A 26,135-nucleotide genomic window follows, 5' to 3' on the forward strand; every position below is an offset into this window, starting at 1 on the left:
GATATCATTCCGTTACAGCCCCGACTTGGGCTCACTGTCTCCTTGAGACCCCCAGCACAAAATGAGCATCGCCTCTTACCTGTCCAAAGACCTCGGGACCTCCGTCGAATTTGAGACCTTCCGGGACGCCTTTCAGAAGAAGCTCCACAAGGTTTTCCGGGTACGCGGTGACTTCGACGCAGTCAGCACGCAGCGGGGCCTTCCTCCGTTCATGATGCGGGAGGTCCAGTCGATGACCCCACTCTCGGTCTTCATTCCCGAAGAGTACGGGGGACGGGGCGGCCACGTCCACGAGTGCCAGTCCATTCTCGCGACGGCCTCGTACGAGTCGCTTGCCCTTTCCCTCACACTGGGCATCAACGGCGCCCTGTTTCTTCAGCCCCTCACCAAGTACGGCGCCGAATCCATCAAGCCTCCGATCTTTGAGCGCTTCATCGAGGAGAAGAATTTGGGGGGGCTCATGATCACGGAGCCCGACTACGGGACCGATGCCCTCAGCATGGAGACCTCCTACACGGAGACCGAGGACGGGGACTATCGCCTGCGGGGCACGAAGCACTGGGCCGGCCTCACGGGCTGGGCCGACTTCTGGCTCGTGACCGCCCGGCACCAGGGGGCCGACGGCGACCTGGGGCGCGACATCGACTTCTTCGTTGCCGACATGAATCAGCCCGAGCAGATGATTGAGGTCGAGGAGCTCTACGAGAACCTCGGGCTCTACATGATTCCATACGGGCGCAATCACGTGGACATTCAGGTGCCCGCACAGCATCGTCTGCAGCCCGAGAGCACAGGCATCAAGATGATGCTCGACACCCTGCACCGGAGCCGGATTGAGTTTCCCGGAATGGGCATGGGATTCCTCCAACGCATCCTCGACGAGGCCCTGGGGCACTGCAAGGAGCGCGTCGTGGGCGGCAAGCCACTGCTCGAGTACAACCAGGTGCAGCGCCGTGTTGCAGACATCCAGGCCGCCTACACGGCATGCTCGGCCATGTGCCTCCACACCAGCGAACACGCTCACACCGACAACAACCTTGCCGGCGACGCCCTCTCGGCCAACGCCACCAAGACGGTGGTGACGGACCTCATGCAGAACGCTGCGCAGTCGCTCCTGCAACTGACCGGGGGCAAGGGCTACCGGCTCGACCATGTGGCCGGCCGCTCGGTGGTCGACAGCCGCCCATTCCAGATCTTCGAGGGCTCGAACGATGTCCTCTACCAACAGATTTCGGAGGCGATTCTCAAGTCCATGCGCCAGGCAAAGGAGCGCAACCTCTGCTCGTTCTTGGAGGATCACGACCTGACGGCCCGTGCCACCGACTACGTCTCCGACGCGCTCGACTTTGAGGTCGATCAGTCGCTCTCCCAGCGCAAGCTCGTAGACCTGGGGCGCGTTCTCGGGCGCGTCATAACGATGGAGATGGTCATCGAGCTCGGCGACCGGGGCTTTCGAAGCGACCTGATCTCCAACTGCCTACAGTCGTTCCAGGAGAAGGTCGAGCGCCTGCTCGCCTCGTACGGGCGCACGAATACGCCGTCCGTGATCGACGACTACGTGGACGGAAGCGCGTGGCTCGACTACGTAGAAGCGTAGGGGGGATCTTGACAACGATCGCTCATCCCCGTGCACTGTTGCCTCCTGCCGCTCAGAATTGCACGCTGCGCACTGCGTGTGCGCGAACGAATGATGGACTGCGCGAAACGCGCGGCACGAAAGGCGTCCCGCAAAGTCCTCCCGCTATTCTGTCTCCCCCTTCTCCGCTTTCCATGCCTGCCCGCTTCGGTGTTGTCGTTTTTCCGGGGTCGAACTGCGACCACGACGCGTACCACGCTGCCCATCACGTCTTCGACCAGGAGACTCGGTTCATCTGGCACGAAGAAGAGTCGATCGGAGACGTGGACGTGGTGATCGTGCCGGGCGGGTTCTCGTACGGGGACTATCTGCGGTCCGGGGCCGTTGCTCGCTTCTCCCCCGTCATGCAGGACGTGGTGCGGTTCGCCGAGGAGGGTGGGCTTGTGTTTGGCATCTGCAACGGCTTCCAGGTTCTCTGCGAGGCGGGCCTGCTCCCAGGCACCCTCATGCGCAACGAGTCGCTCCGCTTCGTCTGCAAGGACACCCCGCTCCGGGTCGAAAACGCCGACACGCCCTTTACGAACGGCCTGACGGAGGACCAGGTCGTGACGATTCCCATCTCTCACGGCGAAGGCCGGTACTACGCCGACGAAGACGTGCTCGCCCGCATCGAGGCCCACGACCAGGTGCTCTTTCGCTATTCCACGGCGGACGGAGAGGTGACCGACGACGCCAATCCAAACGGCTCGGCCCGCGGCATCGCCGGCCTCGTGAACGAGGCGGGCAACGTGTGTGGCCTGATGCCCCACCCGGAGCGCTGTGTGGAATCGCTCCTCGGGGGCGACGATGGCCGGCTCATCTTCGAGTCGCTCCTCGCCCACGTCTCCACCGTCGCGGCGTAAGAATGGGCCGTAAGCACGCGAGTCTTCTCTTCGGGGGAGAGCAGCACGTCGTCCCGGCCCTCCATCTCTCGCTTCCCCGTCCCCGCCCCGCATTCGAATGGAGCGTCTTCTCGGAGCCCCCATCACGCTCGCGCTGCTCGTGTCCAACCTCGGCGTGAGCCTCTACGCCTTTACCGATCCGTCCCTCCTTCGTGAGCTGTCGTTCCGGCCCCACCGCATCCGGGCGCACCGTGAGTTCTACCGGTTTCTCACGGCCGGATTTGTGCATGCCAGCGGGACGCACCTGGCCTTCAACATGATCACGTTCTACTTCTTTGGGCCGCTGCTGGAGGGGATTCTGGGGGTTGGGGCGTTTCTGCTGCTCTACCTCGGGTCCGAGCTGGCCGCCCATGCCCTCACGTTCGCCGCCCACCGCGGGGACCCCCAGTATTCGGCGGTCGGGGCATCGGGCGCAATCAGTGGGGTCGTGTTTGCGTTCTGCGTGTTCTTTCCGCTTCGCAACCTGTACTTGTTTTTCGCACTGCCCATTCCGGCCATTCTCTTCGCCTTCGGGTACGTGTTCGGGTCGGTCTACGCGATGGGCCGTGACGGTCCACAGGGCGGCGTGGGGGACTGGATCGCCCACGAGGCACACGTGGGCGGGGCCCTCGCCGGGGTCGTGCTCACGGTCCTGCTCGAACCACGCTCGGTGCAGGTCTTCCTGGAGTCGTTTCGGCAGCTTCTCGGGTAGCCCTCAGCACAACCGGTCGTGCAGCTCGGCCCAGTCCGAGAAGGCGAAGCTTCGCTCGTTCGTCGACCGTCCGTTGGTGCCGTTCCGGGCGTACCAGGCCACGCGCCATCCCACCGGCTGAGCGCCCTCCACGTCGGACCGGTACGAGTCGCCCACGTAGAGCACGTCCTCGTGGGGGACGCCTGCCCTCTCGGTGGCATGGTCGAAAATCTCCGGGTCGGGCTTCAGGACCCCAACGTCCTCACAAATCACGAGGGCCTCGGTCCGCTCGCGGAGCTGGGGAAACTGGTCGAACTTCTTCTCCTGCACCTCCGCGAAGCCGTTGGTGATCACGCCCACCGGATAGCGATCGGCGACGGCCAAGAAGGCCTCCTGTGCCCCCGGAATGAAGGCCCAGTGCTCGGCGTAGCGCTGTATGTAGTACCGGGCGACGAGGGTTGCGTCGGCGTGGGGGGCATCCACGGCCTCCAGCAGTCCCTCGAACCGCTGCTGCTGCACCGCCTGCTTGCCGATCGTTCCGTCGGCGTAGCGGCGCCAAAGCGGCGTATTGATGGCGTGGTAGGTCTCCTGCAGCTCGTCCACCGAGAGGGCCCCGAAGAGGGCCGAGTAGCGGGTCCGCGTGTCAGCCAGGGCCTCCCGCTCGGCCTTTTGGTGGTCGAGCAGGGTGTCGTCGAGATCGAAGTAGACGAATTCGGGGTCCATCGCGAGGGAGGGATGTGAGGGGGCGGGCGTCGGCGGGGGGCGACCGGTCGTGTCCTCAGCCGGTTTCGGAAAGGGCCGCCTCGAACATTGCGTATTCCTTATCGACGACGCCCCCCAGCGACTCGACATGATTTTTGAGGCGATCGTTCGTGTCGAGCACCCAGCTCATCTCACAGGCCGGGTAGCCATTCGCCGGTCCGTTTTCGATGGTGGCGAGGACGAGCATGCTGTCCAGTCCCTTCCCCTGATAGTCCTTCCGGACGCCCATGAGGGGCATGCGACACTTGTGGACGCCGTACTGCATGTGGAGAAACAGCGTCGTGAGGCCGGACGGTACGCCGTACGGAAAGAGGCGGCCGTCCGGGACGTGCTGCAGCGCCTGATTCACGTCCGGGAGCGCCACTGAGAAGCCCACGGGGGTGCCCTCATGCTCCACGAAGAACACGATCTCGGGGTCGACGATCTGCTTCAGCTCGTCGGCGAGCTGCTGAAGCTCCCCCTCTGTCATGGGCACGAAGCCCCAGTTGTCGGACCACGCGTCGTTGTAGATGTCGCGGACGGTGCGGACCTCCTCCTCGAGACGGTCCATGTCGAGCGTGCGTAGGGAGAGGCCCGGCGTGCGTCGTTTGACAAGCTCCACGCCGCGCTGCAGCCGTTCGTACTCCGCGTACTTCTTGTGGAGGTAGTACGCCCACATTGTCATTGCGCGCGTGAGGCCGTAGCGCTCCAGAAAGGCCTCGTGGTACGGGGGATTGTAGGGCATGAGGACCGACGGCCGCCGGTCAAACCCATCCACCAGCAGCCCGGCCGTATCGTTGAGCGACGGGTTGGCCGGCCCGCGCATGCGACGAAGGCCCTGCCCGCGGAGCCAGTCGGCAGCGGCGTCGAGGAGCGCCTCGGCCACGGCGTAGTCCTCTACGCACTCGAAGAAGCCGAAGAAGCCAGTCGCGTCTTCGTGCTTGTCGAGGTGCATGCCGTTGACGATGCCCGCAATGCGCCCGACGACGGTGCCGGAGGCGTCCTCAGCCAGGAACAGCTGCATGTCGCCGTGTTCGAAGAAGGCATTGGCGGACGGGTCGAGCGTGTCTTTCACGTCGCGGCGCAGCGGCGGCACCCACTGCGGGTAGCGCCCCGGATAGAAGTCGTAGGGGACATCGATGAACCGTGTTCGGGCGCGCCGCCCCTCGACGGGGCGGACGGTCACGGCGGAGGTGGAAGCCGGCATGCAAAGCGAGCGGGGTGCTGTGGAAAGCCACGCGGAAACGCCGCCCCTCTCCGGCGAAGGTCGGACAACGACGGCGTCGGTACGAACCGAATGGGGACGCTGTTCGGGAACGACTACGCGCTCACCGACACGTCGTGCCCGTTCGTTCCGATCACCCCCATCTTTGTGCCTACCCTGTAGAAGGCGTCGAGAATTTCGTCCAGTTCCTCGTCGGAGTGCGTGGCCATGTAGGAAGTGCGCATGAGCGCCTGTCCCTTCGGCACGGCGGGCGGCACCACGGCGTTGACGAAGACCCCCTCGTCGATCAGCTCTCGCCAGAAGCGGAAGCACAGCTCCATGTCGCCAATGACGACGGGAATGATTGGCGTCTCACTCTCCCACACGTCGAAGCCCAGGTTGCGAAATCCGTCGCGCATGTAGTCCGAGATCTCGTGCAGCCGGTCGAGCCGCTCCGGCTCGTTCTGGAGAATCTCCAGGGACTTCAGGACGGTGGCCACGGTAGACGGCGGCATCGACGCGCTGAAGACGTGGGTGGACGCCTCGTGACGGATGTACTCGATCACGTCACGGTCCCCCACGCAGAATCCTCCAATGGAGGCAAAGCTCTTCGAAAAGGTGCCCGTGATGAGGTGCACGTCGTCCTTGCGGCCAAACGTGGAGGCCGACCCGCGCCCGCCCTCGCCCACAACCCCGATCGCGTGGGCGTCATCGAGCATAAGGGCCGCGTCGAACTCGTCTGCGAGGTCGAGCAGGGCGGGCACCCGTGCAATTTTGCCACTCATGGAGAAGACGCCGTCGGTGGCAATGAGCTTGCCCGCGTCCGGGCGCTCCTCATGGGTCCGCTCGAGCATTTTCCGGAGGTGATCAAAGTCGTTGTGGCGGTACCGCTTGGTCTCCGCAAGGCTTTTCTGCGCCCCGGCATTGATACAGGCGTGGTTGTCCTTGTCGGAGAAGATAATGTCTCCGCGCCCGGCCACGGCCTCCAACACGCCTTCGTTTGTCATGTAGCCGGTGGAGAACAGCACAGCCTTCTCTTTCCCCATGAAGTTGGCCAGCCGCTCCTCCAGCTCCAGGTGCAGGTCGAGCGTGCCGTTCAGGAAGCGACTGCCCGTACAGCCAGTGCCGTACGTGGCCGTCGCCTCTTGCGCCGCCTCCTTCACACGAGGGTCCGCGGTGAGCCCGAGGTAGTTGTTCGACCCTGCCATCACGAGTTCATCTCCGTTCATGACGGCCCGGGAGCCTTCGCTCTCCTCAATGGGCCGGAAGTACGGGTACAGGTCCGCCTGCTTCAACTTGGCGTAGTCGCCCGAGGGGTCGAAGAAGCGATGACACTTCTCAAACAGGGAGGGCTCTTCCTCGGAAGACCCTTCTTGGGAGGACACCTCCTGTTCGGACTCGTCGGACCGGGTAGACTGGCGGGGGGGGCGATCGGGGGTCGTCATAAAGGCGGGAACGCAGTGCGTAGTTCAGGACGCGAAGGACGAAAGTATGCCGCGCGTTCGTGGGTGCCCGCGACTAAGCACGATCTTTTTGCATCCAAGGGTTGCCGCGCCGTTCTGAACAAAAGTAACACGCGGCCCTGGATCCTTCCCCCGTTTCTGGTGTGCCACGACTCTCAAATTCGGATGTTGGCTAAATGCGCCCCACCAGTACGGTTTTTGACGCAGGGGTTTCACCAATTTCCGGCATCGAAGGGCTTCCACCCCATCCTCCAGGCAATATTTTGGGGCAGTTTTACATCTTGCCCAGTGCAGGCGTCGTCTCCATTGTCATCGAAACCGCATGTGGAGACGGATCCCGATGCCGTTAAAATTCCAGGAAGACGTTTCGCCAAGTGCACGATCGAAGCTCTTGTGCCGTCCGGCCAGCACCGGCTCCCCCCCACTCGGACGCACCTCAAGCGCAACGCCTCCCACGTCAAAGCTCAGCAGGTGCGCACTGACGTACGCGTCCAGGATGGTGAGCGCGTAGAACAGACCCGTTCCCAGAATGGAGAGGTCGCGCCAGCGCCGATACTGGTCGCGCTCGTCTCGGAGTTGACGCCCTCCAACATTGCTGGTCTCCGGGTTCCCCCCCAGCCGCACGACGGCCTCGTCGTACTCCGACTTCAACTGCTCGTATGGATTTCTCCCGCCATTTTCTTCGGCCCGGTTTCGCCCGATTACGTAAAGATTGGCGTCCCGGAACAGACGATAGCGCTGGGTCAGGGTGTAGATGGCGTAGCCGCCGCCCGCCAGGCCCGCGTACGCGAACGGCAGTTTGTAATACTGACGATTGTAGAATTGTCCCCATCCGGGCACGGCAGCCGCTCGCCAGAGGGCCCCGCGAGGGGAGTGGTCCGGGGGAAATCCCTGCTCCTCCAGAATCGAGGCACGCACGCTGTCCGGCTGCGCAGAGGCCGTGTCCATGCTCAGGCCGCCGCCCCAAAGCAGGGCACACACCCCCAAGCAAACCCCGATACGGCGCAGTTGGATCACGGGTACCTGGGCGACGATCAACCGGAAATGATGAGGTCTTTCGTGGAGGGACGCGTCCTCCCGCCCCCAACGCCCCGGCGCCCTCAGTCCCGTTGCGTAGGGCGGGTTATGCGTCCGCCAGCAGCTCCACGAGACGATTCAGGTCTTCCTCCGAGTAGTAGGAAATTTCGATCTTTCCCTCCCCGTCTTTTCTGTGTTGAATCTGCACCTGCGTGCTAAATTGGGAGCGAAGCCGGTTGCAGAGCTCCTCAAACTGGAGGTCATCGCGGCCGGGCGTCGTCTCGGAAATCGGGGCCTCTTCGGAGGGCGCCGTCTCCACCGACTCGTCCTCGTCGGTGTCCGCGTGCCATTGGCGGGCCCGGCGCTCCACCTCGCGCACCGACAGGTCGTCCGCGATGGTTTCTTCGAGCAGTGCCACCTGCGCCTCGTCGTCGTCCATCGCGATGAGGGCGCGGGCATGGCCCATGCTCACCTGTTTGTCTCGCAGGGCGGCCTGGATGCGGGGCGGAAGGCGAAGCAAACGAAGGAAGTTGGAGACCGTTGCTCGGCTCTTGCTCACCCGCTCGGCCACCTCCTCCTGGGTCAGGTCGCACTCCTCAACGAGGCGCTGGTAGCCAAGGGCGATCTCGATGGGATTCAACTCCTCGCGCTGGACATTCTCAACGAGGGCCATCTCGAGCATTTCTTCCGAGTCGGCCTCCCGGATGAAGGCCGGCAGGTGCTCCATGCCCGTCCGCCGGGCGGCCCGCAGGCGCCGTTCGCCAGAGATAATTTCGAACTCGCCGTCCCCCAGCGCCCGCACCGTAATGGGCTGGATAATGCCGATCTGCTCGATGGACGCCGCCAATTCATCGAGCGCCTCCTCCGCAAACTCCTGCCGCGGCTGGTACGGGTTGGGCCGGATGCGCTCCACCGCCACCTCCGCGACACGCCCGAGCAGGCGGGTCCCGTCCTCAAACTGGTACAGCTGATTTTGCTCCTCCGGCGCCTCATCGGTGTCGTGTCCGCCGTCCTCCGACGCCTGCTCATCCTGCTCTTCGGGCAGGAGCGCGCTGAGGCCTTTGCCGAGTGCTGATTTCTTGCCCATGCGGAACCGGGGATCGACGAAAAAGGGAAACGAAGCAGGCGGGGACGGCGATTGCAGCGTACAGGACTACATGGAAAACTCGTCGGCCGGGGTTGCGGCATCCTCCTCCGCGTCGGACGACGCCCCGATCGCGTCCGACAAGGTTTCCTGATCGTCGGCAGGCGGCGTCTCGATGGGTTCCGCCTCGCCCCGCCCGCCTGTGCCCTGTGCGGAGCCAAGGTGTTCCTCGTTGTTGGCCAGAATCTCACGGGCAAGGGCCATGTAGTTCTGCGCCCCCGTGCTGGAGGCCTCGTACAACAGGGCCGGCTTCCCAAAGCTGGGGGCCTCCGAGAGGCGCACGTTGCGTTTCACAATGGTCTCGAAGACCCGCTCGCCGAAGTACCGGCGCACCTCGTCGGCCACCTGGTTCGACAGACGGAGGCGCGTGTCAAACATGGTCATGAGCACGCCCTCAATGTCCAGGTCCGGGTTTAGGTGCTGGCGAACAATTTTGATCGTGTTCAGCAACTGCCCCAGCCCTTCCAGCGCAAAGTACTCGGCCTGCACCGGAATGAGAACCGAATCCGAGGCGGTGAGCGAGTTGAGCGTAAGCAGCCCCAGTGAGGGCGGGCAGTCGATGACGATGAAGTCGTACTTGCGCCGGATGCGGGGCAGGGCGGCACTCAGCAGCTTCTCGCGCTGGGTCTCATCAATGATTTCGACCTCGGCCCCCACAAGGTTGATGTGACTCGGCATCATGTCGAGGAAGGGCATCGCCGTACTCATCACCGCGTCGGACGCATCGACCTCGCCGATGAGCACCTCGTAGATGGAGCTGTCTACCTCGTCGGACGCGATGCCGATGCCGGAGGTGCAATTGGCCTGCGGGTCGATGTCCAACAGGAGGGTGGGATGCTCCGTCGCCGCCAGGGAAGCGGCAAGATTGATTGCGGTGGTCGTCTTGCCCACCCCGCCCTTCTGGTTCGCGATCGCGACAACTTTTCCCATAATAGACTACCGAAGACGGTCTCGCTCGCAAAGGAAATTCGTGCGGACAGGGGCTTGGCCAGGGTCTCCACCGGGCGGTAGGCACCAACAATCTACGGACCACGCCGCCCCAATGTCCACCCCTCGCAACCGGATCACTCGTCCCGCCCCAGAGGTTTACTGACTGGCCTGCTTTTCCCCAGTGTTGAGGGTACTAGTTTTTGTCTCAACCAGCGTCTGGCAGTTAGTGTTCTGCCCCCCTGGGGCCCGGTCGGCCCCGGGCCTCCGTTCCATCGTTGCCTCGCACAAGTGCCTCGCTTCTCATCATGGCGCGCCGCATCGTACTGTCGTCGGACCGGGACGAGCCGTCGGGGTCGACCGAAGACCTCACGATCGACTACGCGGAGGCCCTCAACGAGCAGCAGTACGCAGCCGCCACGGCGGGCGAGGGGCCGCTCCTCATCGTGGCCGGGGCCGGCACCGGCAAGACGCGCACCCTCATCTACCGCCTCGCCTACCTGGTGGAGACGGGCACGCGGCCCCAGCAGATTGTCCTCCTCACGTTTACGCGCCGGGCGGCCAACGACATGACGGCCCGCGCGTCCAACCTGCTCGACGGCCGCTGCGAAAAGGTGCGCGGCGGCACGTTTCACGCCTTTTGCCTGGAGGTGCTGCGACAGCACGCCGAGGCCCTCGGCTTCCCCCGCAACTTCACAGTCCTCGACGCGGCCGACGCCGCCGACGTGCTCAGCGTCATCCGGGCCCGCGGCGATTACGCCGACGGGGAGGAGCGCTTTCCGAAGAAGAACACGCTCTACTCGATGTTCTCCTCGGCCACGAACCGCAACGAAACGCTCGGCGAGACCCTGACGAAGCGCTACCCCCAGTTCACGAACCGCCACGCGGCGCTCGACGCCCTCCGCAACGAGTACCGGCAGTACAAAAAGGCGCACGGGCTCATGGACTTCGACGACCTGCTGGAGCGCACGCTGGAGCTTCTCGAGACGAACGACGACGTGCGCCACCAGGTGGCCAGCCGCTGCCGCCACGCGCTGGTCGACGAATATCAGGACACCAATGCCCTGCAGGCCGCGTTGGTGAAGAAGTTCTCGTCGGTTCATGGCAACGTGACCGTGGTGGGGGACGACGCGCAGAGCATCTATAAATTTCGGGGCGCCGACTTTCGCAACATCTTCCGCTTCCCCGACGAGTTCGACGACCCGGAGGTCCTGAAGCTGGAGCGCAACTACCGCTCCACCCAGCCGATCCTGAACCTCGCCAATCGCGTCATTGAGCAGGCCGACCGCTCGTACGACAAGACCCTCTTCACCGAGACGACGGAGGGGGACCTCCCGGCCCTCGTCCCGGCCGCCGACGGCGACATGGAGGCCCGCTTCGTGGCCCAGATGGTGCTTCGCCTGCGTGAGGAGGGCGTGCCCCTCAGTGACGTGGCAGTGCTCTTCCGCAGCAGCCACAACGCATATGACCTGGAGGTGGAGCTGAATCAGCGCAACCTTCCGTTCGTGAAGTACGGCGGGATGAAGCTCAACGAGGCCGCCCACATCAAAGACGTGCTCGCCCACCTGAAGGTGGTGGAAAACCCGCAGGACGCCGCCTCCTGGAACCGGGCGCTCCAGCTGATTCACGGGATCGGCCCCAAGACGGCGCAGTCTCTGATCGAGTGGGCGACGGGCGCGGCCGAGGACCCGCTCACCCTTGGGGAAGACGCCCCGTTCTCCGACCGCTACGCGGCCCGGCTGAAGCAGCTCTTCTCCACGCTCCGGCACGTCCGGTCCGAAGACACAGCGGTCCCCGAGCAGGTGGAGGCAGTCCTCAGCTACTACCAGCCCCTTTTCGAGAACAAGTACGCCGACGATCACCCGAAGCGCGAGCCGGACCTAGAGCACCTGGCCGGCCTCGCCGCCAACTACGAGTCGCGACAGCGCTTCTTGTCGTCCCTCACGCTCGACCCCATCGAGCTGACCGCCCTCGACCAGGAGGCCGACGAGACCGACGAGCCGCCCCTCGTGCTCTCCACCATTCACTCGGCAAAGGGCCTCGAATTCCACACCGTGTTCCTCATCCGGGCGCTCGACGGCACCCTTCCCTCCCGCCATGCCCTTCGCGAGCCGGACGGGGTCGACGAGGAGCGGCGCCTCTTTTACGTGGCCGTGACCCGGGCGGAGGAGGACCTGTTCATCTCCTACCCGATGACACAGTACCGACGCGGGCAGGGCGAGTACATGACGACCCCGAGCCGCTTCGTCGACGACGTGCCCGAAGACGTTCTCGAACCGGTCCGGCTCGTGGAAGAAGACGCCACGGCGGGGAACGAAGCGGCCCCGTCCGGGGTGAACGACGAAGCGTCTTCTGCCCGGAACGGAGAGGCCTCGGCGTCCACCGAACCGTCCCAAGACACTCCCCCGTCCGACGATCCCCCCGATGCCGACGGACTTCCGTTTTAGAACCAATGTTAATCCTGAATCGGACGGGGAGAGCATCTGGATGGGAGGGAGCATCGAGGCGCCGAACATCGGCCCCGGGCCCGCCCTCGCCAAGGGATGTGGTGGAACGACCGCCCGAGCCCCGAGCCGACTTGCGGGTCTCCGCCGCCGGTCGGCACCCCAAGACAAGAATTGAACCAGGGTTCCAGTCGACACGCTTCTGATCGGCCCCGCCTCCTTTATCATGAGGCCCTTACCTCCCCCTTCCACATTCCCCAGTGCGCCCGAGATGGCCGAGGTTCCCCTCGACATTGTGGAGGTGGGCATGGACCGGCTTGATGCCATCCGTCGCCTCAACGTCACCATTTTCGACGATGCCCACATCATCGAGACGTTCGAGCGGGACGACCTGCTTATGCTGCTCGCCCGGTCGGGGGGGACCAACGTCGGCTTCAAGCTGGGCTACCGCCTCGACGAGGCCACGTTCTACAGCGCCAAGGGCGGGGTCCATCCCGGCCATCGCCGCAACGGCATCGCCCGGGCCCTTCTCCACGCCATGCTCGACCTCGTGGCCCGCCGTGGCTACGAGCGCTTCGTGTACGACACGTTTCCGAACAAGCACCCCGGCATGACGGTCCTCGGCCTCGACGAAGGATTTGAGGTCATTCGGGCCGGCTACAGTGCCAAGTACCAAGACTACCGGCTCCGCTTTGCATGGGCCTTCGACGAGGCATAATATGCGGCAGGGGCCGCGTCCGCCCTCATTAAAACGGGGGCGGACCTGCGCTCCACTTCCCTTCCCCTCTCTCAACTTCATTTTCCCTCCTCCCCCTTCTATGGATCGCGATTCCGCTAAGCAGGCCGCCGCGGAGGCGGCCGTTCAGCTCGTGTCGGACGGCATGTGCGTCGGCCTCGGCTCCGGCTCCACGACGGCCTATGCCCTCGAATTTCTTGGCCGCCGCATTCAGGACGAGGCCCTCAACGTGCGTGGCGTCCCCACCTCGTTTGCCACGGAGCGGCGGGCCCGTGCCCACGGCATTCCGCTGGCCTCGCTCGACGACGACCCAGCGCTCGACCTCGCGCTCGATGGGGCCGACGAGGTCGACAGTGACTTCCGCCTCATCAAAGGAGGCGGCGGGGCTCACGCTCGCGAGAAGGTCGTGGCCCACCAGGCCGATCGGTTCGTGGTGCTCGTCGACCCGACGAAAGAGGTGCACCGCCTCGGCACAGGGTTCCCAGTGCCGGTGGAGGTCCTCCCCATGGCCGCGACGCCGGTGATGAACACGCTGGAGGCGGCCGGGGCGACGCCGACCCTCCGCACGGCCGAGGCCAAGGATGGACCGGTGGTGACCGATCAGGGCCTGTGGATCATCGACGCCCAGTTTCCCGACGGCATCGACGCCCCGGCCGAGCTCAGTCGCCGACTTTGCAGCCGTCCCGGCGTGCTCGACCACGGCCTGTTTCTGGAAATGGCCACCGATGTCCTCGTGGGGCATCCCGACGGATCGGTTGATCACCACTCGGCTTCCTAGTCCACCGTCGCGGCGACCTGCATCGACCGCCCGATGACTCGCACAAAAAAAAACGCGCACCGCGGAGGTCCTCGCGGTGCGCGCTCAAATGGACCGAACGGCGGTAGGCGCCCGCTACCGCAGCCGGAACGTTACGGGAAGTGACATCTGCACCTTCACGGCCTCACCGCGCTGCTTGCCCGGCTTGAAGCTCTGCTCCCGGACGGCGCGGACAGCTTCCTCGTTGAGAAGCTTGTGGACCCCGCGTGTGACCTTCGGCTCTTGGATATTGCCCTGCTCGTCCACGACGAACTGCACAATCACGCGGCCTTCAATGCCGGCTTTCTTCGCAAACTCGGGGTACTCGACCGACTGCTGAAGCGCCTTCATGCCGCCGACCAGTTCCGGCTGGTTCTCCACAACCATGAAGATTTCCTGCTCTTCTTCCTCCTCTTCTTCGCCGTCGTCGGGCGGACCCTGGCTGGTGTCCAGCCGCTCGTCCATGTCAAGCGAGGCGTCGAAGTCGGTCTCGTTCTCGATGACCTCATTGTTCGGGACCTCTTGCGGAACCGGGGGCTTCGGCGGGGGCGGGGGCTCTTTCTCCTGCTGGGTCTGCTGAATCTGCTTCATGTCCACGGTCTCCTGCTCCTCCATCTGAACCTGAAACGAGCTTTGGTTCGAGAAATCGGCCCGGAAGGCCACAATGAGAAGCGTGAGCGAGAGAACCAGGCCGATCTCTACATACAGCGGGTACTGGCTGCGTAGATCCGCCCCTTCTTTCTTGCGCAGGGCCATGGTGGGTCACCTTGTTGTGAGACAGTGCGGGTACCGCCGCGCGAGCACACGGCTATTTCGCGAATTTGACAGGAGCAATTACACCAGTACTTCCTCGATGTTTCATCTTTGGGACGCTGCCGTTGCGGCACTCGGTCCCCTCAGGAAGTCCTGAGCAGGGCGTCTGCCGCCCAGCGCATCGCTGCGGCCTAGGCTGACGCCCGGCTAATTGGGCGCACATGGTAGACGTAGTAGCCCACAAATGCAACGACGAACCCGAGAAGGTCCGCCGTGACGTCGTAGGGATCCGCCACGCGACAAAGGGGAATCAGGGACTGGTACACCTCCGTCCCCACCGCGAAGAGGAGTCCCCCGACGAAAAACAGTCCCCCACGCCGACGAAAGCACCGCGGAAGCCCCTCAGCGTCCGGCGGGCATAGGCCTCGCAGCCAGAGGACCCCGAATCCAGCGAAGAGGCCCGCGTGCACGACTTTGTCGAGGCCAGTCGTCTGGGGGCCCGGCACACTGCCGGTGGGGAGGGTTAGCGCGACGAGAATGCCAATCGTCCAAAGCACCGCCAGCAGGCGGTAGTGAGCAGTCTGGAGAGGCAACGGAAGGCGCATTGGGCGTGGCGGGTGTAGAAGGGAGAAGGATGTGTCGGACCGGGGACCGATTCAGTCTCGCCGGCGCCCTCCCCCGAACCGGTCGGCGGCCACACGGGGAATCGTGTCGAGCAGATCGGTCGCCACCATCGACCGGGGATCGTGCGTGGCCCCGTATCGTTGCGCGGCGGCCCCGCCTATGTGCAGGGCCGCGGCGGCGGCTTCGAGCGGCGGCACCCCCTGGGCCAGAAGCCCCACACATTGACCGGCGAGCACATCGCCCGTGCCGGCCGTCGCCAGGGCCGGCGTGGCAGTGCTTCCGAGAAACACCTGCCCGTCCGGCCCCGCAACGACGCTCGGCATGCCTTTGAGCAGACACACGGCGCCCCACCGCTCCGCGTGGGCCTGCGCGACCCGGACCCGATCCGTAAGGACCACGTCGTCCCCCACGAGCCGACGAAATTCGCCGGCGTGCGGCGTCAACACCCACGGCGCCCGCCGTTGATCTGCCAGCTCATCGATGTGCCCGGCCAGTGCGTTGAGGCCGTCGGCGTCGAGCACGAGGGGCACGTCGACCGTCCGCACGAGTCGGCGCACAAACTGTGCCGTTCCCGCGGCCTGGCCGAGGCCCGGTCCCACGAGCAGCGCGTCCGCCGTGTCTGTTGCGTCGGCCAGGGCCTCGGGGGCCGCGTCGGGATCGATGCCGTCGCCGTCCGTAGTGGGGAGGGGGAGCGTCGGGATCGTCGTGAGGGCGCCCGAGAGCGTCGCGTGTATGCGGTCTGGCCCAGCACAGCGCACATACCCGGCCCCGCTACGCCCCGCCGCCTGGGCCGCCATGACCGGCGCCCCCGAAAACGGAGGCGCGCCCCCGACGACCAGGGCCGTGCCCACGCTGTACTTGTACGCGCCGGACGCCCGGGCCGGCCACCACGCTCGCACCGCCGCGTCGGTCGTCGGCCGCGCACAGCCGGGCCGCTCCGCAACCCGGTCGAGCACGAACGGGGGAATGCCAATGTCGACGACGTCGACCGCACCGGCCCGGGTGGGCCCCTCCCCAACCCGCAGCCCGACCTTCGGCGCGGCCATCGTGGCCGTGCGGTCGGCCCGGACGGCCACGCCAAGGACCGCTCCGGTGTCGCTGTGCAGGCCGGTGGGCAGGTCGAGCGCCACCGTCGGGGCGTCGCGCTCGTTGACCCACGTGACGAGGCTACGGATCGGCTCGCGCACGTCGCTCGTGAGGCCCGTGCCCAGCAGGGCGTCGACGTAGAGGCGGGGCCGGAGCGGGGCCACCGTATGTGTCAACGTCTCCAGGCCGTCCAGCGGACCGATCGTCAGTCGCGCCCCGGCCGCTCCGTCCGTCCCGAGCTGTCGCAGCAGCGACAGGTTGCGGGCCGCATCATCACTTAGCTCGTCGGGGGCACCCGCCAACACGACGTGGACCCGGGCGCCCTCATTCACGAGGCACCGCGCCACGACGAGCCCATCTCCGCCGTTGTTGCCCTTCCCGCAGAGCACCACTACCGCCTCGCCCTCCAAGGGCCCATGGGCATCCAGGATGCGCTCGGCACAGCCCCGACCGGCCGTCTCCATGAGTGTGAAGCCGGGCAGGCCGTACTCCTCGATCGTGTACTGGTCCGCCGCCCGCATGGCCTCGGCGGTGAGGGCGGGGGGACACAAGGATCCAGTGGTAGAAGGGGCCATCGTGCAGGGCAGGGCGGCTTGGTGAAATCGAGCGTGCGGAGTGTTCCTCAGCGGTCTTGTCCGGCGGTCCCGGAGGTGTCGGGCAGTGTCGTGTCTCGTGGAACAGGGGCGGGCATCAGAACCGGAATTCGCAGGGGAGCCGGCAGCTCCGTCGTCCACCGGGGGCGCACCTCCAGGGGCTCCCGCAGCCATGTCACCGGCTCGGCGGGCACGTACGGCTGAACCCGGCCGCCGTCCCACCGTCCGTTTTCGTTTCGGTCAAGGTACGCCCGAAACCGGTACCGGCCGTCCGGCAACTCTACAAACTCGAACAGACTGTCGGGCGACGTGATCAGTTGCCGGGGGAGCCCCGGAGTGGAAGGCTCGACCGCCGTCAGCTCCACCGCGATGGGGCCGTCGCGCAGCAGTGAATCCCGGCGGGGACGTTCCCTTCGCTCCCTCAGGGAATCTCTCGTGGGAGTGAGGGAGTCGGTCCGCACCGAGTCGGCGAAGGTGGGGGATGAGGGGACCGCCGGGGTGTCCCTCCCCCTTCTTCGGCCCTCTCCGTCTGCGCGTGTCGTGTCGACGATGCGGGCACGGCCCGCCAGGGCCCCAAGAACCCGGTCCGTGACGCGTCGAAAGCGGCGGCGAAACGTCGTGTCGGGCCGGGCAAATGCGCTCCCGGCTATCGTCACGTCGACGATCTGTCCGGGCGAGAGAGATGGGGCGGGCTGAAGCCGGTACGACGTGCCGTTGTCGGTCGCCAACGAGACTGATCGGGGCGTGCCGGTGGTGTCCTGAACGCTGACGCCCATCCGCAGGGCCGCACTGTCGGGAACCTGGGTGAAGCGAACCCTCGGCTGTACGTCCGGCAACAGAAGATGCGCCCCCGTCGAGTCTTCTCCGAGGCCGGTCGACGCGAAGCCCCGGAACCGCGTGCGCACAGTGTCGGCCCGCGTGGCCGCCTGAAAGCGGACCGTGTCCGGCCTGAGCGGCTGGCCCAGGGTGTCGACCACCGCCCCCCGCCGCAGTGGGAGGACGTAACGCGCATCGGGCATCGCGTCCGTGCGCACCACGACCGCGTTCGGGCGCTCGGGGGCGCTGTACACCCCCCGTACGGGAACCGACGTACCGGTGGCCGAGTCGCGCGGGGCCCACGCCGTCGGGGCTCGCGTCTCGACCCGTACCGGCTCGTCGAAGCGCAGGCGCAGGCGTCGCTGGCTGACCGGCCGCACCTGCTGGAGCTGGGGACCGGTCGTATCCCGCTGGGCCAGGAGCCAGGCCACCGGCACCGCCGCGGCGGCTCCACTGTCGGCCAGAAGCGACCGCCGGGGCGGCACGGCCACCGGCTCCTGGGGATCGGGCTGGCGATTGCGGTTGTCGTCGCGCAGGGCAAGGACATAGTAGGGCCCCTCCCGCATGTACTCGAACGAGAAGCGCCCTTCCTCCCCCGTTTGCGTGCGGTAGCCGGGGGCATCCGGCAGCGGCCGAACGGTGTCCGCCCCAGGCGGCAGGGCGTACGCGAACACGTCCACGCCCTGCCGTGCGGTGCCCCGCCGCCCGTCTACGACGCGTCCCTCAATCTGGCCCCGGTTGATGCGCTTCCCCGTCGAAAATGCCACCGTGGCCGGGTCCTCACGCGAGACGCCACGGGCATCGCTCAGGTTCGTATCGAACGTGAAGATGTAGGTCGTGCTGTCACGCAGGGCCGACGGGAACTGAATCTCAACGGCCTGTCCGTCCCAGCTAAACTGGAGACGCTGCTCGAAGGTGGGAGTCACGGAGAGCGACTGCGAGAGGGTGCTCCGCTCGATGTACTCCGAGAACTCGACGCGCAGCGCCTCCGTGTCCGTGGACACGTTGACGGTGTCCTGCGCGGGACGCGTCCGCACGACTGAGGGGGGCGTGCTGTCCCTCGGGCCGCCGCTCGGGGCCTGCGGATTGGCACAGGACACGAGAATCCCGACCAGTAGTCCCAACACAGGTCCGACGGCAATCGGATCCCGCCCCTCAGTGCCCCCGCTCCAGCAACAGTGCCCCCTTCGCCCCGAGGCCGACGTTCGGTCCATCGTCATTGTGTCCATCAGTCGAGGCCAGAGCGCTGCACGGTCGTGGCTTGCCCTTCCGGGTCCTACGCGTAAATTCCACGCATTCGGAGCGCCTCCGCCACCCGGCGAATGCCGACCACATACGCCGCAATCCGGAGCGACACGTCGTACTCGTCCGCCGCCGCGTAGACCTTGTCGAAGGCCTCCGTCATCATCCGGTCGAGGCGGCGGTTTACCTCCTCCTCGGTCCAGAAGAAGCCCTGTCGGTTCTGCACCCATTCGAAGTAGGACGCCGTCACGCCCCCCGCGTTCGCCAGGATGTCTGGAACGACGAGCACCTCCTTGTCCGCCAAAATCTCATCGGCCTCCGGCCGGGTAGGCCCGTTTGCGCCTTCTGCTACGATGCGGGCACTGAGGCCTTCGGCAATCTCTCGATCGATCTGATCCTCCTTGGCCGCCGGCACGAGCACGTCTACGTCGAGCATCAGCAGCTCTTCGTTGGTGATGTGCTGTGCCTCTTCGTAGCCCGCCAGCGTGCCTCCGTTTTGCTGGGTGTAGGCCTGCATCGCCTTCAGGTCGAGGCCATTTTCGTCGTAGTATCCGCCCGTGATGTCGCTGACAGCCACCACGGTGCATCCCTGCTCGCCCAGCAGGTCGGCGGCCGTGGCCCCGACGTTGCCAAAGCCCTGCACGGCCACGGTGCAGTCGCCCGGCGCGAGCCCGATCTGCTCCATCGCAGCAAGCGTCACGGTCATCACGCCCCGCCCGGTGGCCTGCCGGCGTCCCTTCGAGCCCCCCAGCCCGACCGGCTTGCCCGTTACGACGGCGTTTTCGGTCTGGCGGGCATGCATCGAGTACGTGTCCAGCACCCACGCCATGATCTGCTCGTTCGTGTTCATGTCGGGGGCCGGAATGTCCTTGTCCGGGCCAAACACGTCGAACAAATCGGCGGTGTACCGACGCGTGAGCCGTTCCAGCTCCCCCGGACTCATCTCCTCCGGGTTGCACGTCACGCCCCCCTTTGCGCCCCCGAAGGGCAGATCTACCAACGAGCACTTCCACGTCATCCAACCGGCGAGCGCCTTCACCTCGTTCAGCGTCACGTCCGGGGCAAAGCGGATGCCGCCCTTGCTGGGCCCCAGGACGTTGTTGTGGATGACCCGGTACCCCTCGAACACCTTTACACGGCCCGAATCCATCTCCACGGGAACCGACGTCACGTGCATTCGGGCCGGGCGGCACAGGTACTCGTAGAAGCCGGGACTGAGCTCAAGAATTTCGGCGGCCACGTCAAACCGCTCCATCATGGACTGGAACGGGCTGTCGTGGTCGATCGGGGCCGGCTCGCGGTACGCCGATCGTTCGTAGACATCAAACTTGAACGGCATGGGGCGACGGAACACGGTGCGACGATAGTGAGAAGAGAACGTCTTCGTTCTCTTGAGGCAAGGGGACCGGAATGAGAAAGGGAACCGGAGCAGGCAAGGTCCGGATTCTCCGTCAAAATGTCGAATGCCCGGCCTCCGTCTTTCAAAACGAGTGAACGATTTGCGGCGCCTCCAGTTGCCCGCCGCGCGTTCTGCCGTCTTCTTTCCCCTCTGTTGGTCACTTTCATGCCGACGCCCCTGTCCAACCGCCGCCGCAAGGCCATCGCCGCCCTTACCCGCCGCCGGGGCCGCCGGCGCCACGACCGCACCCTCGTGGAAGGTCCTCGCGCCCTCCAGGCCGCCCTCGACGCGGAGGCCCCTCTCGTGGAGGTCGTCGTTACCCCGGCGGGCCTCAACGACCCGACCGTCCGGGGCCTTCTGGAGCAACTGTCGGTGTCTGTGTACGAGACGTCCCCCGATACGATGGCCGCCCTTGCCGACGTGGAGACGCCCCAGGGCATCGTGGCCGTGGCGGAGCGCCGCCTCCACGATCCCGCCACGGTGCCCGCACAGCTCGGCGATGTCGGCACCGTCCTTCTGCTGGATGGGGTGCAGGACCCGGGCAATGTGGGCACGCTGCTCCGCACGGCCGCGTGGTTCGGGGCACAGGCCGTTGTGGCCGGGCCCGGCACCGCAGGCCTGTACGGCCCCAAAGTGATGCGTGCGGGGGCCGGGGGTCACTGGGCCCTGCACCTCGCCCGCACAGACGCCCCCGGCCCGCTCCTCGACCGCCTGCGCCGCCACGACGCGGCCCTCTACGGCGCCGACCTCCAGGGCACCCGCGCCGACGCGTGGCGTCCCGCCCGCCCTTCTGCGCTCGTGCTGGGCAGTGAGGCCCACGGACTTAGCGCTGCCGTGCTCGACCGCCTCGACCTGACCGTTTCTCTCCCCGGCACCCCCAACCGTCCCGCCGCCGAGTCGCTCAACGTGGCCGTCGCCGGCGGCATCCTCTTGTACGAATGGCTCGGTCTATGACCGCGTGTCCGCCCCCCGACACGCACCAAAACATTAAGAAACGAGAAACGACGTTAGATCACAGGACGTCCGCGTGTCTACCGAGTGCATTTCATTTGGGGCGCATTTCTCCCAAAGCCCGGTCTCTTGGTGGGGGTCCGGGCTTTTTTCTTTGCCGGAACGGGATTTTTGCCCTCCTTTCCCGAACGATTCGTCTCACGTGGCCGCCCGATCAGTCGGTTCTCGGAAACGGCGACGATGCACGCGCATTGGGAACCGACGGTTGTCCACTTCACGTCTGTGTCCTTCATTCTTCTTTTGCCTCTATGCCCACCTATACAATCATTGGCTTCGAGAAGGACGGCTTTGATTCATTCTCGAGCGTCGCGACCGCCGACACCCCCACCGAGGCCGCCCAGAAAGCCATCCAGGATACGTTCATTAAGACCCAGGGCCGGCGCCCCCCCAACACCGAGGCCCTCGCCCAACTCGAAGACGAAACGGGACTCTTCGTGGTCGGCATCGTAGAGGGCGAGCACGACAACCTCAACGAGATCGTCGATCACTACGAGCAGTGGTAGGCTACGTTACGTCCCGTGCCGCGTGGATGGCGCCCCACCCCAGCCAAGCCCTTCCCCCTGCCGTTCCCGTTGCGAGTGCGGCGCGGCGTCGGTGGACGCACGGCGTGCCATCCCGCGCACGCTACCCAGGGCCCGGCTAATTTCTTCGGCGCCCCCCGACAGTCGGCCAGCGACCCGCCGTGGGGATTAAGAACGGCCGGGGGAACCAGCGCGCCGGGGGCGACGCCGTAGGTCTGTCGAAGCATGCCTGCGGGCGCACAACGCCCGTTCCGCGTTCGGGGCCGCCCCATCTGCCCGAAGCCGCCCCTCCTGTACGTTCAGCCGACACGCCCCGGGCCTCCGCGAGGGCCTACGACCACCAGGCCCACCGGCCGATGCGGACTGCGGAGGCCACGACGTACGCCCCGTAGACCAGCAGTCCGATGGCGGCAGCGTCGCCGAGGGTTGCGGGGTCCACTGACGGATGGAGCGCCCGGTGCAGCTCTCGTGGGGGCTCCAGCCAGGCCGCACAGACGGGGCTCTCCGCCCCCTCCCAGACGCACCGAAGCGCGGGCACGCTGAGCAGCAGGCTCGCGCCGCAGAGGACCGTGGCCCCGATCCGCCAGCGCCGGAACCAGGTTGCCACTGCACTCGCGCCCAGGGGCGCCCGCCCCGCCACGAAGAGCCCATCGCCGACGTGGAGCGCAAGGGGAATCAGCACAAGGGCGACGGGGCCCGCCACGAAGGCCCCCGGGCGGCCGTCGATCAGCAGGTAGACCGTCCCCATGAGCAGCGACGAGGCCCGCCAGTAGGCCAGAAGGCGCCCCCGCACCGCGGGCCGCCGCACGGCCGCAGCGAGGAGCCCCAGCGGCGCGACGACCAGCAGCGCCGTGGCGAGAACAAAATCGAGACGGATGAGGACGGGGAGCACAGTATAGCGTGCCGTGTCGAACGATTAGCCACGAATCCTAGGGGACACAGAGGCGAGCCCCTTCAGAAAATGCAGAGAGGACGACATGATAAGCCCATTTCTGTCCACTACCATCGTGCCTCAAGACGTGTCTGTACTTTTTTATGGACTCAGGGTGCGTTTCCGAAATATCTCCTTGCACCTCAGGCCGTCGTCTCATAGAAATTGTCGTCAGGGCCATAGTACTTGTCATAAACGTGCTCGTAGATAGCGTTGCCCTTTTTCTTATAAACCTTGGTCTCGTACGAGTGGGGAAGGTATTCGTCGAGGACTTTCTCGATCGCCATCCGGACTGCAGAACGCGCCTGTTGCTTTTCGCGCCAGTCGACGACGAGCTTTTCGTTCTTGGGGGAGGGCCGCCCGCATGTTGCCCGCAAACACGTCGTACTGCGAGCGGTGCGCTTCGTCGGTCCTCACGATGACGTCGGACCGGTCGGACAGCTGTGGGTATTCCTCGCCGCCCTCGGTCCGAAACTTCTGAATGAGCGTGAGCAGCACGCGGAGGTCCTGGCCGCTCTGGGCGCGCACCTGCTCCTCGGGTTCGGTGAGCACGCCGGCCCGGGCAAAGGTCTTGTAGATCTGGTCGTCGAGATTGATGCGGTCGGTAACAACCAGGAACGTCCAGTTGCCTTCAAGAGTGCGCTGCACCTTCTGTGAGCTGTGAGAAAAACACCATCGAGATGCTCTTGCCGCTCCCCTGCGTGTGCCAGAAGACGCCGAGGCGGAAGTCGTTCTCAAACGGGTAGCGCCAATCGATCATGTCCGCCCGCCGCTCGACCTCCTGTCCCGTTTCGTCGCGCACGGTGACGGGAATCCCGTCTTTCAGCAGATGGTAGACCTGCCGGTTGGCGCGGGCCAGGGAGAGGGAGCTTCGCCCCTGCGTGAGCTTGGCGACGGCCTGGTTGAACGCGTCCGCCGGATCCTAAACAAGCGTCTCTTCGCGGAACGGATTGGACATGCAACTTTCCTACTCTGTGTGCGCAGAGATCGGCGATGTGCGCACAGAAACGGTGGGGGAAGGTTTCCGTCTCGGCAAGCGGCCGACCGCGATTCGATCAGGCGTCGGAAAAATGCCGGTCGTCGGTCCAGGTTGTCGGGTTCCGGTAGATGTACCGGCGCACCGCCGTCCATTCGCGGCGGTTGCGGACGATCCGGTCGTAATACCGGGATTGCCACCCAAAATCGGGGAAGGACGACGCCCGGATGCGTTTGGTGCATACCGATTTGTATTGGCCGATGATAGCCCCCAACGAATGGGCGCGCAACCGAAATTCGTCGTTCGGTTTATCCGTGTTTTTCTGCGTAGATGCGTCTCGCGGAGACGCATCTACGGGAACGGATTTTGGCGAATTGGACTGGGCGTGGCGGGACGCATCTACACCGTCGGAATTGCCAACATCACCCGCGGTGTTTGATCCGTCGCATTCGGATGCATCCGTGCCGGTGGCGTCGTCGTGACCGGGCGATGCGGTGGTAATTCCAATCAATCCATGCACGTGATTTGGCATGACGATCCACGCCCCCAACCGCACGTACGGGCGGACTTCCGGCGTGCGCCGCCCTTCCTGCGCCGCGATGCATCCAGCGGGCGACAATCCGACGAGGCCGTTCCGGACCGCACCGAAATACGGGATTCGATTGTGGGTGCAGATCGTCACGAAATACCACGCCGAACGGCGGTAGTCCCAACCGTCGAGCCGAATCGTATCCGAGCGGTAGCCGCGGTACCGGCGGTCGGGGGTGGACATGAGGCCGAGAATAAGTCTGAAGAGACAGGCCTCGTATAGACACACGGTCGCTGCCGCGCATAACCTCGCACCGGGGACGGCAGGACGGTTCAGTTCGCGTGCCGCTCCATAAATCCGGCAAGCCGATCCTGATTCCCCTTTAGATTCGAGAAGAGCGTGCCCGCGATGTCCATAAATTTCGTCAACTGGTTGTCGCTAATCTCCCGGACATCCTCGAAGACGCCGGCGGAATCATACTCTAATCCCCACTGCTCGTATTTAAGAAGATGGTGGCGTCCCCCACTCGTGTATTCGTGTTGAGGGCAAAGAGGAAGAGGGGACGATGATTCGGGACCGAAATGCCTTCAGGAAGTCCATCCACTCGTCTCAGCGCTTCCTCGAAAAGGGCACGCGGGACCTCTTCCAAGTCCATTCTGACACTCCTACTGATAGCCCTCAGACCACAAGCAAATTGTAAAGGGCCCGACTCAAATCTTTACGTTCCCGGTTCTTTCGGTAGAGCCAGACGACCAGCCCCAGTAGAAGAGCAAACGAGGTACCGAGTGCTGTGGGTATCGATTCGGCAAGTACGGTGCCCCAGTTCATCTACCTGCAATGCGGGAGTTGGAGAGCGCCTTCGAACCAACTGCCAGTCGCGGCACCGGAAAGACGTGCAGGTTAACAGAAGTCCCGACCCACAGTCGAAATTGTTATACCAGTGTTGTCCCCACAAACACGTACACCCCTGCAGTGCAGGGGCTTGTGAATAAAACCAGTGGGCCCTCCTGGATTTGAACCAGGGACCTCTCGCGTGTGAGGCGAGCGCTCTAAACCGCTGAGCTAAGAGCCCGTTCTGTATGTTGGAAGTACTCAACGGAGGCGAACAGACGGTGTTCGGCCAAGATGACGCAAAGTCGCCCGCGTCCGTCTCAGCGCTCCCCGGCCGTCATGAACGTGGACGCCGCACGGCTCGTGTCCATGCGCGGCCCCGACGCGCCCGCCGGGAACGTGAAGGAACTGCCCCCTGGCGAGACCGACGAGAGGGGCGATGCGCGCCCCGGATCGGCGGCATTCGGACGCGGCGGCGCTTCCCCCCGCTCACCCTCCGACGGCGTGTCGGTTCGCTCGACCGCGGTGGCCAGCCCGGACGACAGGGTGGCCGGCTCCACCAGCACCGACCCGGCGAGGAACCCCACGACGAGGGCGACGGCGATGGACGAGGCGAGCCCCACGGCCACAGCCGACCGGCTGGTCCCTTCCGCCGAGACCAACTCCGGGGCAGCCCCTCGAAGCACGTCGTCCTCGACATCCCGTGTGGACTCCATCGCGGACGGTTCCGACGTCGCTCCTTCGTTGTCGCCCCCCCCACAAAGCAACTCACGCGTCTGACGGAGGCGCTCCACATGGGCCTTCAAATCAGGATTGGCCTCCACGTACTGCTCGAACACGGCCTCAACCGAGGGGTCCATCGTCCCGTCCACGTACTCGCAGAGCCACTCGTGGAGCCACTCGTAGGAGGGGGCCCCGTCGCCGGACGCCTCTCCGTCAAAGGGTCGTTCAGGGAACCGCATAGAGCAATGATTCGCCGGGTGTGCGTCTTGCGTTGGCGACGCCGATGCGAGGCGCTCCGTCGCACGAGATCGCCTTCTCAGCCCTCCGCGGAGTGGGCCGGACGGTTTCCCCTGTACGGTGCGCTCGCACAGCACAATTTCGAAGGAAAGAGCGTCGCCGGTACGTATTCGACTGTCCACGCCTTGTTTCCGTGAATTCCGG

22 protein-coding genes, 1 tRNA gene and 2 pseudogenes are annotated in these 26,135 nt (G+C 65.3%); 8 read left to right on the forward strand and 17 right to left on the reverse strand.

The genetic code is table 11. From position 1 onward, the window contains the following. Window positions 1-61 precede the first annotated feature (61 nt). From B7R93_RS04175 to B7R93_RS04185, 3 genes are all read left to right on the forward strand, one after another. Window positions 62-1,597 carry an acyl-CoA dehydrogenase family protein gene (locus tag B7R93_RS04175; protein WP_103019571.1) on the forward strand — a complete coding sequence of 512 codons (1,536 nt, stop codon included), beginning with the start codon at window positions 62-64 and terminating at the stop codon, window positions 1,595-1,597. A 173-nt stretch (window positions 1,598-1,770) separates the two neighbouring features. Further along, the gene (gene purQ, locus B7R93_RS04180; RefSeq protein ID WP_103019572.1) at window positions 1,771-2,478 is read left to right on the forward strand and encodes a phosphoribosylformylglycinamidine synthase subunit PurQ; all 708 of its coding nucleotides are present in this window, start codon (window positions 1,771-1,773) and stop codon (window positions 2,476-2,478) included. 97 nt (window positions 2,479-2,575) lie between these two features. After that, on the forward strand, window positions 2,576-3,208 hold the full coding sequence (locus B7R93_RS04185; protein WP_103019573.1) for a rhomboid family intramembrane serine protease: 633 nt from the start codon (window positions 2,576-2,578) through the stop codon (window positions 3,206-3,208). A gap of 3 nt (window positions 3,209-3,211) precedes the next feature. Here B7R93_RS04185 and B7R93_RS04190 read toward each other — a convergent pair whose 3' ends face one another. The 6 genes from B7R93_RS04190 to B7R93_RS04215 all read right to left on the reverse strand — a co-directional run bounded on the left by B7R93_RS04190 (window position 3,212) and on the right by B7R93_RS04215 (window position 9,686). Further along, on the reverse strand, window positions 3,212-3,910 hold the full coding sequence (locus tag B7R93_RS04190) for an HAD family hydrolase (RefSeq protein WP_103019574.1): 699 nt from the start codon (window positions 3,908-3,910) through the stop codon (window positions 3,212-3,214). 55 nt (window positions 3,911-3,965) lie between these two features. Next, the gene (locus tag B7R93_RS04195; protein ID WP_103019575.1) at window positions 3,966-5,135 is read right to left on the reverse strand and encodes a hypothetical protein; all 1,170 of its coding nucleotides are present in this window, start codon (window positions 5,133-5,135) and stop codon (window positions 3,966-3,968) included. A 113-nt stretch (window positions 5,136-5,248) separates the two neighbouring features. Next, a complete protein-coding gene (locus B7R93_RS04200; RefSeq protein WP_103019576.1) occupies window positions 5,249-6,577 on the reverse strand; it encodes an aminotransferase class I/II-fold pyridoxal phosphate-dependent enzyme in 1,329 nt (442 codons plus the stop codon). A 327-nt stretch (window positions 6,578-6,904) separates the two neighbouring features. Then, on the reverse strand, window positions 6,905-7,576 hold the full coding sequence (locus tag B7R93_RS04205) for a DUF5683 domain-containing protein (protein WP_232798001.1): 672 nt from the start codon (window positions 7,574-7,576) through the stop codon (window positions 6,905-6,907). A gap of 142 nt (window positions 7,577-7,718) precedes the next feature. Then, window positions 7,719-8,699, reverse strand: a complete 981-nt coding sequence (locus B7R93_RS04210) for a ParB/RepB/Spo0J family partition protein (RefSeq protein ID WP_103019577.1) — start codon at window positions 8,697-8,699, stop codon at window positions 7,719-7,721. Between the two features lie 66 nt (window positions 8,700-8,765). Beyond that, complete coding sequence (locus B7R93_RS04215) at window positions 8,766-9,686, reverse strand: ParA family protein (protein ID WP_103019578.1); 921 nt, start codon at window positions 9,684-9,686, stop codon at window positions 8,766-8,768. Between the two features lie 305 nt (window positions 9,687-9,991). On the opposite strand from B7R93_RS04215, the gene B7R93_RS04220 reads away from it, so the two are divergent. From B7R93_RS04220 to rpiA, 3 genes are all read left to right on the forward strand, one after another. Then, the gene (locus B7R93_RS04220) at window positions 9,992-12,130 is read left to right on the forward strand and encodes an ATP-dependent helicase (protein ID WP_103019579.1); all 2,139 of its coding nucleotides are present in this window, start codon (window positions 9,992-9,994) and stop codon (window positions 12,128-12,130) included. Window positions 12,131-12,398: 268 nt separating this feature from the next. Beyond that, on the forward strand, window positions 12,399-12,845 hold the full coding sequence (locus tag B7R93_RS04225; RefSeq protein WP_103019580.1) for a GNAT family N-acetyltransferase: 447 nt from the start codon (window positions 12,399-12,401) through the stop codon (window positions 12,843-12,845). A 100-nt stretch (window positions 12,846-12,945) separates the two neighbouring features. After that, window positions 12,946-13,641 carry a ribose-5-phosphate isomerase RpiA gene (rpiA, locus tag B7R93_RS04230; RefSeq protein WP_103019581.1) on the forward strand — a complete coding sequence of 232 codons (696 nt, stop codon included), beginning with the start codon at window positions 12,946-12,948 and terminating at the stop codon, window positions 13,639-13,641. Window positions 13,642-13,755: 114 nt separating this feature from the next. Here the strand turns inward: rpiA and B7R93_RS04235 are convergent, their stop codons facing one another. From B7R93_RS04235 to B7R93_RS04255, 5 genes are all read right to left on the reverse strand, one after another. Next, window positions 13,756-14,415 carry an energy transducer TonB gene (locus B7R93_RS04235; RefSeq protein WP_103019582.1) on the reverse strand — a complete coding sequence of 220 codons (660 nt, stop codon included), beginning with the start codon at window positions 14,413-14,415 and terminating at the stop codon, window positions 13,756-13,758. Between the two features lie 188 nt (window positions 14,416-14,603). Next, a complete protein-coding gene (locus tag B7R93_RS04240) occupies window positions 14,604-15,017 on the reverse strand; it encodes a VanZ family protein (protein ID WP_103019583.1) in 414 nt (137 codons plus the stop codon). 51 nt (window positions 15,018-15,068) lie between these two features. Beyond that, on the reverse strand, window positions 15,069-16,697 hold the full coding sequence (locus B7R93_RS04245) for an NAD(P)H-hydrate dehydratase (RefSeq protein ID WP_103019584.1): 1,629 nt from the start codon (window positions 16,695-16,697) through the stop codon (window positions 15,069-15,071). A 47-nt stretch (window positions 16,698-16,744) separates the two neighbouring features. Then, window positions 16,745-18,631: an Ig-like domain-containing domain gene (locus tag B7R93_RS04250; RefSeq protein WP_232798002.1), complete on the reverse strand. Its 1,887-nt coding sequence runs from the start codon at window positions 18,629-18,631 to the stop codon at window positions 16,745-16,747. Between the two features lie 176 nt (window positions 18,632-18,807). Continuing rightward, complete coding sequence (locus B7R93_RS04255) at window positions 18,808-20,112, reverse strand: Glu/Leu/Phe/Val family dehydrogenase (protein ID WP_103019585.1); 1,305 nt, start codon at window positions 20,110-20,112, stop codon at window positions 18,808-18,810. A 225-nt stretch (window positions 20,113-20,337) separates the two neighbouring features. Here B7R93_RS04255 and B7R93_RS04260 point away from each other — a divergent pair, with 225 nt between their 5' ends. Beyond that, entirely contained in the window at window positions 20,338-21,126 is a 789-nt protein-coding gene (locus tag B7R93_RS04260; protein WP_103019586.1) for a TrmH family RNA methyltransferase, read from the forward strand. A 305-nt stretch (window positions 21,127-21,431) separates the two neighbouring features. Further along, window positions 21,432-21,686, forward strand: a complete 255-nt coding sequence (locus tag B7R93_RS15690; protein WP_232798003.1) for a hypothetical protein — start codon at window positions 21,432-21,434, stop codon at window positions 21,684-21,686. 349 nt (window positions 21,687-22,035) lie between these two features. Here the strand turns inward: B7R93_RS15690 and B7R93_RS04270 are convergent, their stop codons facing one another. From B7R93_RS04270 to B7R93_RS04290, 6 genes and pseudogenes are all read right to left on the reverse strand, one after another. Continuing rightward, window positions 22,036-22,596 carry a DUF3177 family protein gene (locus B7R93_RS04270; protein ID WP_103019588.1) on the reverse strand — a complete coding sequence of 187 codons (561 nt, stop codon included), beginning with the start codon at window positions 22,594-22,596 and terminating at the stop codon, window positions 22,036-22,038. A gap of 387 nt (window positions 22,597-22,983) precedes the next feature. After that, a pseudogene (locus B7R93_RS04275) lies at window positions 22,984-23,368 on the reverse strand (DEAD/DEAH box helicase family protein); the annotation flags it as partial. Between the two features lie 48 nt (window positions 23,369-23,416). Then, a pseudogene (locus tag B7R93_RS16300) lies at window positions 23,417-23,494 on the reverse strand (hypothetical protein); the annotation flags it as partial. Between the two features lie 196 nt (window positions 23,495-23,690). Beyond that, window positions 23,691-24,383 carry a transposase gene (locus tag B7R93_RS04280; protein ID WP_103019589.1) on the reverse strand — a complete coding sequence of 231 codons (693 nt, stop codon included), beginning with the start codon at window positions 24,381-24,383 and terminating at the stop codon, window positions 23,691-23,693. 755 nt (window positions 24,384-25,138) lie between these two features. Beyond that, window positions 25,139-25,212 (reverse strand) — tRNA-Val (locus B7R93_RS04285). Window positions 25,213-25,291: 79 nt separating this feature from the next. Continuing rightward, the gene (locus B7R93_RS04290) at window positions 25,292-25,933 is read right to left on the reverse strand and encodes an anti-sigma factor family protein (RefSeq protein ID WP_232798004.1); all 642 of its coding nucleotides are present in this window, start codon (window positions 25,931-25,933) and stop codon (window positions 25,292-25,294) included. Between the last annotated feature and the right edge of the window lie 202 nt (window positions 25,934-26,135).

The sequence above is a fragment of the Salinibacter altiplanensis genome, from assembly GCF_002894645.1.
In the GTDB taxonomy this organism is placed as follows: domain Bacteria; phylum Bacteroidota; class Rhodothermia; order Rhodothermales; family Salinibacteraceae; genus Salinibacter; species Salinibacter altiplanensis.